The organism is Burkholderia sp. LMG 13014 (assembly GCF_905232215.1).
Classification (GTDB): domain Bacteria; phylum Pseudomonadota; class Gammaproteobacteria; order Burkholderiales; family Burkholderiaceae; genus Burkholderia.
Genome location: NZ_CAJNKE010001072.1, coordinates 1 through 785, shown reverse-complemented (window position 1 = coordinate 785; position 785 = coordinate 1). Strand labels below are relative to the sequence as shown.

Annotated in this window: 1 protein-coding gene; it reads left to right on the top strand. The window is 58.3% G+C overall.

Features of this window, described 5'->3' with window-relative positions:
• The first annotated feature begins 219 nt into the window (after positions 1 to 219).
• A complete protein-coding gene (locus JYJ84_RS37445; RefSeq protein WP_175223714.1) occupies positions 220 to 552 on the top strand; it encodes a hypothetical protein in 333 nt (110 codons plus the stop codon).
• Positions 553 to 785 lie beyond the last annotated feature (233 nt).

The following is a 785-nucleotide window of genomic DNA, read 5'->3' as shown; positions in this document are numbered from 1 at the left end:
CCTGGTGCCCACAAACAGGCTTACAAGGCTCACCGTCAACGCGTTTGATTGCTTCGCAGTCTCAGGAAGCTATGCCGTTTGGCCACTCCTCCAATTTTCCATATTTCGAGATGCCCAGTTAGGTAGACTCAAACGGCATCACCGCAAAAAGCGCGGGCCGCATGGGCTGCCACCCATACGACCCGCTGACCACCACCAACTCAGTAGAGGAGTCGGAAGATGGCTAACGCCTATAGTAAGTCACGTCCCAAGAAGCTCAAACAGTATCCCGAGGTTGAGCTGACCCTCGGCAACAAGCCGGACCTTCCCCAGGATGGCCAACCGTACATGCCATGGATGCGCGCCATCGACGCGCATTTCGAGATGTTCGGATTCAAGCCGGGTGATCGCGTCTATCTTCGGTTCAGCTTTGCCTCCCGAAGGGTCATCATCACGCCCGACTACAGCGCGCTGAACTGGCGCGAGCAGCCCTATGGTGCAGCTGCCCAAGAAGAGGATAGGGAGGAGGAATACGCAGCGCTGGCCGCTTTGCGCGGCTCTACTGCCTGGTGATGGCTCGGCACGCAGCCCTTCGGCGCACGCCTTGACGCAAATGGTCCTCGGCAGCGCTGCAAGCAACGTCAACAACCGTCACAACAAACGGAAAGTTGCGTTCCATCCTTTCCGCATCCGACGGCATCGCGATGCATCAATGCGTGCAGCACGACATGTAGCCATGCCGAGTACTTCGCGCACATTTGCGCCGCCGAAATGCAAAAACCCCCCGCCTTTCGGGCGGGGGTTCT

Bases quoted from the DNA above. Each gene is read 5' to 3' on its own strand.
- JYJ84_RS37445 (WP_175223714.1), top strand. From the start codon at position 220: ATGGCTAACGCCTATAGTAAGTCACGTCCCAAGAAGCTCAAACAGTAT.